The sequence below is a fragment of the Flavobacterium aciduliphilum genome, from assembly GCF_003268855.1.
In the GTDB taxonomy this organism is placed as follows: Bacteria; Bacteroidota; Bacteroidia; order Flavobacteriales; family Flavobacteriaceae; genus Flavobacterium; species Flavobacterium aciduliphilum.
Genome location: NZ_QLSZ01000007.1, coordinates 139,638 through 146,801, shown reverse-complemented (window position 1 = coordinate 146,801; position 7,164 = coordinate 139,638). Strand labels below are relative to the sequence as shown.

The following is a 7,164-nucleotide window of genomic DNA, read 5'->3' as shown; positions in this document are numbered from 1 at the left end:
GCGGACTGCAAAGATAATACCTTTATCTAATCTCACAAATCTTTTTTAAAGTTTTTTTTAACAATCTTTTTAATGAACTTCGCCTTTTTCTATTCGCTTCTTTCTTATCCATTAATAAGCTTCCGTGAACTTCTTTGCGGGTGCAAAACTAATCCTCTTTTCCATTCTGACAAATCTTTTAACAACCTTTTTTTAAAGTATTTTTTAATCAGCTGATTTTATGAAGGTTGTCGCTAAAGTTTTTTTTAATCCAACGACTATTGAATCAAAACGTGTACCACTCTAGTATATTCTACTCCCATAGACCGCCCTTAGCCCCGATTGAAGCTAGCTACCTCGTAGCGCGAAAAGCGGGAATTACAATCATCACAATAAACAACCGTTTGGGCTTCTAATTAATCGAAACGAATAGATTGGGATGGAGAGATCTTAGTTATTATATAGGAAGGAATTAACAAAACAAGCAAACAAACAACCATGGTTCCTATATTAAGCAATACAAAATACTCGACATTTATAGTCACAGGGGCCACCGAAACATAGTAACTCTCTGGATTTAATTTTACAACACCAAAATATTTTTGAACGAACAACATTCCAAGACCAATGCCGTTTCCCCAGAGCAATCCTTTCAAAATAATATACGAGGCATTGTATAAAAATATTTTTCGGATGCTCCAATTGGATGCTCCAATAGATTTAAGAATTCCTATCATTTGGGTGCGTTCTAAAATAATGACTAAAAGCGCGACAACCATATTAATAGTAGATACAACTATCATGATAATGAGTATAACAAGTATATTGGTATCAAATAATTTTAGCCAATCGAAAATATAGCTAAATTTTTCCACTATGGTTTGGGAGTTTAAAATAGACGCCGTCTCAGCGTATACCGCCTCTCCCTTTTCTGTGATTTTAGAAAAATCATCCACAAAAACCTCAAAAGCCCCAATTTGATCGGGACGCCATTTGTTGATTTTTTGAATATGTCTAATATCCCCTATTATATAAGAAGCATCAAACTCTTGCAATCCTGAGTTATAAATTCCAACTATTTTAAATCTCCTGCTTTTGGGAAGCTTATCATTGAATTCACTCAGAAAAAAAGTATTAAAAGAAGCTCCTAATCTTAACTGAAGGCGATTGGCTAAGTATTCAGAAATAACAATTTCATTATTTAAATCTTGTTTTACATTGGGCATTCTTCCTTGAATTAGATATTCCGAAACAGCTTCCCAATCGTAATCTTTTCCCACACCTTTAAAAACAATTCCTTCAAATGCGGTTGGTGTTCTGATTATTCCCGTTTTGGTAGCAACGGCTTGTATGTGTTTTATGCCTTCTACCGTTTTAAACTTAGGATAAAACTTTTGATGTATTGAAATAGGATCTACACTTACATCGGATGCGTTTCCATTGTAGTTTGAAATAATGATATGCCCATTAAACGCGGCTATTTTTTGTCTAATTTTTTGTTGCAAACCAATACCTGTTCCTATCGACACAATCATCATAATCATCCCCAACGCAATTGCAATAATTGCAATTTTTATTATTGGAGCAGATATACTACTTTTATGGTCTTTAGCAGTAATAAGGCGTTTGGCGATGAAATATTCTAGATTCAATTCGTTTATTTTTGAATTCGTTACAAAGATACACAAAGTTTTTCGCCACTGATTACACAGATTTTCACAGATTAAAAATTATTTTATGAAATATAGTATTAAAATTGGATTGTTGCTTTTAATTATTACTTCATGTAAAAGTCAGGTTAATAAACCGAAAATTAGCAATGAAAGTAGAAAAGGTGAGGATTTAGAATCAATTGTTTATTCTCGTGATTTTAAAACTTCTACTATATTTAATAGTGGAGCAGAAAATTATACTTCATATTTATCATTATTGAAAAATAAAAAAGTTGGAGTTATAACAAATCCGTCAGGAATTTTAGAAAATTATCAAAAACTTGATACACTACCAAATGGTAAAATAATAGCAAAAAATATTACTCCAATCATTCATCTTGTCGATTTTTTAATAGAGAAAAACATCAAAATTCAAAAAATCTTCGCTCCAGAGCATGGTTTTCGTGGTACCGCCGATGCAGGGGAACATGTGGTTGATGGAAAAGACACCAAAACTGGATTACCTATTATATCGTTATATGGAAACAACAAAAAACCAAAACCTGAACAATTGGCTGGCATCGAGGTAATGGTTTTTGATTTACAAGATGTGGGTGCGCGGTTTTACACCTATATCTCTTCTTTGCATTATATTATGGAAGCATGTGCAGAAAACAACATTCCGCTTATTGTTTTGGACCGACCCAATCCAAATGGAGGAATTGTTGACGGACCCCTTCTGGAAAAAGAATTTAGCAGTTTTGTGGGCATGCACCCTATTCCTTTACTTCATGGGATGACTATTGGGGAATATGCTCAAATGATTAATGGTGAAAAATGGTTGAATAATGGGATTTCTTGTAATTTGACAGTTATTCCATGTTTGAATTACAGAAGAACTATGGCGTATAGCTTGCCTGTGAAACCTTCGCCAAATTTACCCAATGACCAAGCTGTAAATCTTTATCCGAGTTTGTGCTTATTTGAAGGAACAAATGTGAGCGTGGGACGTGGAACTGAAATGCAGTTTCAAATATACGGTTCACCATTTTTACCAAAAAGTGACTTCAGTTTTACGCCGATTCCTAATTTTGGCGCCAAAGACCCAGTTTATAAAAACCAATTGTGCTATGGTGAAAATCTTACTTCTATTAAAAAAGTTAATAAATTAGAATTAAAATGGCTGATTAAGGCTTATAACACGACTTCCGATAAATCGAAATTCTTTACTAATTTCTTTACCAAATTGGCGGGTACAAAAAAACTGCAACAGCAAATAGAGCAAGGTATTTCTGAAACGGAAATTAGAGCATCTTGGGAGAAAGACCTCAATGATTTTAAAGACATGAGGAAGAAGTATTTGATTTATGAGTAGAATATAGAAAAGAGAAAAGAGAACATAGAAAAAGACTAAAGAAAATTTAAATAAAAAAAAGAACTGTAAAAGTATTATTAAGTTTACTTTCTGTAGTATTAGGAATTGGATTGGGTGGATTCGGATTTACTACTAAATTAGGTCATCCAATCAGTACGTTTTCTTTTCTGTTTGGAATACTATTTGTCATATTTGGAGTTGTTTATTTTATTAAAACAGCCTCTTCAAATGAATAATTGAATTCAGGTGTGAATAATTTATAATGATATTCTTTTCTTCATTTCCTCTACAATATTATAAGCAGCAGGGCAAATTTCGATATTCTTCAACGTCAAATTGGCTATTTGTTGAAACTTTTTTCTGTCGGTGTGGGGAAATTCTCTACAGGCTTTGGGACGCACATCATAGATAAAACATTTGTTATCTGCTTCTAAAAACGTACAAGGAACACTTTGTAAGACATAATCATTCTCTTCATCTATTCGTAAATATTGCGCTATAAATTGTTGGGGTTTTTGCTTGAAATGTTTTGAAATCCGTTCAATATCGGCTGTAGTAAATAATGGTCCCGTTGTTTTACAGCAATTGGCACATTCTAAACAATTGGTTTTTTTAAATTCGGCTTCATGTAAATCTTGCATAACATAATCCAAATTCTTGGGCGCTTTTTTTTTGAGCTTATCGAAATACTTTTTGTTTTCGTTATGCTTATCTTTGGCAAGCTTTTGGAGTTCGTTTACTTGTGGCTTTAACATTTCTTTTGTTTTCTCTTGCAAATTTAAATAACTTTTAAACGCTAAAAACCATAACCCTTTTAAACTTTTTATGAAAGATCTTTTCGGAAAAGCCATACTTGACTATCAAACTAATAATAATCCTATGCCTCTAGTTACTGAGACCAACATTTCGGAGGCTGATGACATGGATGTAGCGTATCTTTTTCGTAGTTACAACGAAATGCCTAAACTCGAAAAAAAGGCACTACAACTATCCAAAGGAAAAATTCTTGATGTTGGATGTGGTGCTGGAAGTCATAGTTTGTATTTGCAAAACGAGAAGAAACTCGAAGTCACTCCTATTGACATCTCTGAAAATGCCATTCAAGCCTGCCAACTTCGAGGTTTAAAAAAAGCTAAAGTGCAAAATATTTTAGATATGGATTCTAATTTGCATTCAAATGACAAGTTTGACACTATTCTTTTATTAATGAATGGTACAGGAATTTTTGAAACATTACCTAAAACATCGCGTTATTTGCAAAAATTAAAAAGCCTACTCACTCCAAACGGACAGATTCTTATCGATTCTTCCGACATCATTTATATGTTCGATGAAGATGTAGACGGTTCCAAGTGGATTCCAGCGCATGGGTATTACGGCGAACTCACCTTTACCATTTCATACAAAAACCAAACCGAAGTACCTTTTCCGTGGTTGTATTTAGATTACAATTCGCTTCAAAATGCAGCTTTTGCCAATGGTTTGCAATGCGAATTAATGGAAGAGGGCGATCATTTTGATTATTTGGCACGATTGTATTAAATAAAAAATCCCAAACAACAGTGTTATTTGGGACTTGATTTCAAATTCAAAACAATTATTGCATGTATTTCATTACCAATGCTTGAATATCACCTTGTAATGACATCATCGCTTCTTGAGATTTACTAGCAATCGTTTCCGCTTTATCGGCCATTTTTTTTCCTACTGGACTATCATAAAAAGCCAACATCGCCTTGATGTCTTCTTTTGTATACTCTTCCATATAGATTTTGGCTGTAGTTTCATAGATTTTTGGTAGTAATGCATCGAATTCTACTAAAAATGCCGCTTGTTTAGCCTCAGGTATCATTGATAAAATTTGTTTTTTAGCTGATGCCATTTGCCCACCTGCACCACTTCTTTCAATAACACGCATTACATCTTTCTTGAATGCCTCATCTACAGCCTGTGAGAAACCATATTGTGCTACTACTAGGAAGGCAAAAGTTAAAATAAGTTTTTTCATTTTGTTTTGTTTTTAAATTTTTATAAAAGTATCGTTTTATTTTATTGTTACAACAAGAGTAGCAATTTTTTTTATTAGTAGTGAAGCGTGGTGTTTTGTTACAATTTCACATCAAGGAATATTCAAATACTTGTGCGTTTGCAACGAAACTTTCCATTTTGGATGTTTCATTACATAATCCACAATCAACGGCGTCATTTCTTCTTTTTTACTCCATTCGGGTTGCAAATAAAGTCGCGCATTCGGATTTACTTTAGCCGCTTGTTCCTCAGCAAAGATAAAATCATGCTTGTTGTAAATAATCATTTTAAGTTCATCGGCAATTTCATAAGCACTAGCGACGGGTAGTTTGTTCTTTTTTGGAGAAAGACAAAACCAATCCCATGTTCCTGTGACATCATAACATCCTGACGTTTCAATATGCACGCGAAGCCCTGCCGTTTTGAGCAAATCCGTTAAAGGATTCATATCCCATGTGAGGGGTTCTCCTCCAGTAACTACTACGGTATCGGCCAAAGCTTTGGCATGGTCAACAATAGTTTCAATCGCAGTGGGTGGATGTAGAGCTGCATTCCAACTTTCTTTCACATCACACCAGTGACAACCTACATCACAGCCTCCAATTCTAATAAAATAAGCCGCAGTTCCTGTATAATACCCTTCGCCTTGAATGGTATAGAACTCCTCCATTAATGGCAAAAAAGTTCCCTTTTCAACAGCAATTTGTATTTCTTTTGTAAGCATTGTCTTTTCTTTTTTTGCAGGTTTATAAAAACCTATTTTTTAACCTTAAGAGAAGTTCATTCGGTTATTTTTCTCTAATATAAATATCGATAGGAACTCCCGAATAATCCCAGTTTTCTCTGATTTTATTTTCTAAAAAACGCTTGTATGGTTCTTTTACATATTGAGGCAGATTGGCAAAAAAAACAAATTGAGGTACCGGTGTAGGCAACTGCATGCAATACTTAATTTTCACATACTTCCCTTTAATGGCAGGTGGCGGAAAATTTTCAATGATTCGCAACATATGGTCGTTAAATTTGGAAGTTGGTACCCGTTGTTTTCTACTTTCAAACACATGAACCGTTGTCTCTAGTGCTTTTAGTAAACGTTGTTTCGTCAATGCAGAAACAAACAAAATAGGCACATCGGTAAAGGGTTGAATTTGTTCTCTTATTTTAGCTTCATACTGCTTCGTTGACATCGTATCTTTTTCGACCAAATCCCATTTATTTACCAAAATCACGATGCCTTTTCGGTTTTTTTCGGCCAACCAAAAAATATTTTGATCTTGACTTTCAAAACCTCTCGTTGCATCAATCATAAGAATACACACATCACTATGCTCGATGGCTCTGATGGAACGCATTACAGAATAAAACTCCAAATCTTCTTTGACTTTGGCTTTTCTTCGAATTCCAGCTGTGTCGACCAAATTAAACTCGAAACCAAAACGATTGTATCGAGTATCAATGGCGTCTCTTGTAGTTCCTGCAATATCCGTTACAATATAACGATCTTCTCCTATTAATGCATTTATGAATGAAGACTTCCCTGCATTGGGACGTCCCACCACGCAAAAACGAGGCAATGCTTCAGCTTCTTCTTCAATTTCGGGTAACTCTGGTAAAACCTCTACCAATTTATCCAACAACTCACCCGTTCCGCTTCCACTCATTCCTGCAATGGTGAAATATTCGCCCAAACCTAAGTTATAAAACTCTATCGCGTCTTTTTCACGCATAGCGTTGTCTACTTTATTAACAGCTAACAACACGGGCTTGGTCACTTTACGTAACAATTTGGCAACCTCTTCATCCATTGGCGTTATGCCTTCTTCCACATCTACCAAAAAAACGATAGCATCGGCTTCATCAATAGCCAATTCTACTTGTTTTCTAATCTCTCCTTCAAAAATATCATCCGATCCTTTGATATACCCTCCTGTATCTATGACAGAAAATTCTTTCCCATTCCATTCACTTTTACCATAATTCCTATCACGCGTTACCCCACTCACCGAATCTACTATAGCCTCTCTGCGCTGAATGAGTCTATTAAAAAAAGTGGATTTCCCTACATTTGGTCTTCCAACTATCGCAACAATATTGTTCATAATCATTCTAAAATAAGTTGCAAAGGTACTA

At 34.6% G+C, this 7,164-nt stretch carries 7 protein-coding genes; 2 read left to right on the top strand and 5 right to left on the bottom strand.

Features of this window, described 5'->3' with window-relative positions; all coding sequences use genetic code 11:
* Window positions 1-395 precede the first annotated feature (395 nt).
* Complete coding sequence (locus CLV55_RS09055) at window positions 396-1,631, bottom strand: ABC transporter permease (protein ID WP_112113452.1); 1,236 nt, start codon at window positions 1,629-1,631, stop codon at window positions 396-398.
* An 85-nt stretch (window positions 1,632-1,716) separates the two neighbouring features.
* Between CLV55_RS09055 and CLV55_RS09050 the strand changes: the two genes are divergently transcribed.
* Window positions 1,717-3,006 carry an exo-beta-N-acetylmuramidase NamZ family protein gene (locus tag CLV55_RS09050; protein WP_112113449.1) on the top strand — a complete coding sequence of 430 codons (1,290 nt, stop codon included), beginning with the start codon at window positions 1,717-1,719 and terminating at the stop codon, window positions 3,004-3,006.
* 257 nt (window positions 3,007-3,263) lie between these two features.
* On the opposite strand, the gene CLV55_RS09045 is transcribed toward CLV55_RS09050, so the two are convergent.
* Window positions 3,264-3,761: a YkgJ family cysteine cluster protein gene (locus CLV55_RS09045; protein WP_112113468.1), complete on the bottom strand. Its 498-nt coding sequence runs from the start codon at window positions 3,759-3,761 to the stop codon at window positions 3,264-3,266.
* Window positions 3,762-3,831: 70 nt separating this feature from the next.
* Here CLV55_RS09045 and CLV55_RS09040 point away from each other — a divergent pair, with 70 nt between their 5' ends.
* Window positions 3,832-4,548 (top strand): class I SAM-dependent methyltransferase, encoded by a 717-nt coding sequence (locus CLV55_RS09040; protein ID WP_112113447.1) that lies wholly within the window; start codon window positions 3,832-3,834, stop codon window positions 4,546-4,548.
* Between the two features lie 55 nt (window positions 4,549-4,603).
* On the opposite strand, the gene CLV55_RS09035 is transcribed toward CLV55_RS09040, so the two are convergent.
* The 3 genes from CLV55_RS09035 to der all read right to left on the bottom strand — a co-directional run bounded on the left by CLV55_RS09035 (window position 4,604) and on the right by der (window position 7,133).
* A complete protein-coding gene (locus CLV55_RS09035) occupies window positions 4,604-5,014 on the bottom strand; it encodes a DUF2059 domain-containing protein (protein WP_112113445.1) in 411 nt (136 codons plus the stop codon).
* Between the two features lie 111 nt (window positions 5,015-5,125).
* Window positions 5,126-5,758, bottom strand: a complete 633-nt coding sequence (locus CLV55_RS09030; RefSeq protein ID WP_112113443.1) for a 7-carboxy-7-deazaguanine synthase QueE — start codon at window positions 5,756-5,758, stop codon at window positions 5,126-5,128.
* A 64-nt stretch (window positions 5,759-5,822) separates the two neighbouring features.
* On the bottom strand, window positions 5,823-7,133 hold the full coding sequence (der, locus tag CLV55_RS09025) for a ribosome biogenesis GTPase Der (protein WP_112113442.1): 1,311 nt from the start codon (window positions 7,131-7,133) through the stop codon (window positions 5,823-5,825).
* Window positions 7,134-7,164: the final 31 nt, after the last annotated feature.

Coding starts and splice junctions, on each gene's coding strand:
- CLV55_RS09050 (WP_112113449.1), top strand. CDS start 1,717: ATGAAATATAGTATTAAAATTGGATTGTTGCTTTTAATTATTACTTCA.
- CLV55_RS09035 (WP_112113445.1), bottom strand. CDS start 5,014: ATGAAAAAACTTATTTTAACTTTTGCCTTCCTAGTAGTAGCACAATAT.
- CLV55_RS09030 (WP_112113443.1), bottom strand. CDS start 5,758: ATGCTTACAAAAGAAATACAAATTGCTGTTGAAAAGGGAACTTTTTTG.
- CLV55_RS09040 (WP_112113447.1), top strand. CDS start 3,832: ATGAAAGATCTTTTCGGAAAAGCCATACTTGACTATCAAACTAATAAT.
- der (WP_112113442.1), bottom strand. CDS start 7,133: ATGAACAATATTGTTGCGATAGTTGGAAGACCAAATGTAGGGAAATCC.
- CLV55_RS09045 (WP_112113468.1), bottom strand. CDS start 3,761: ATGTTAAAGCCACAAGTAAACGAACTCCAAAAGCTTGCCAAAGATAAG.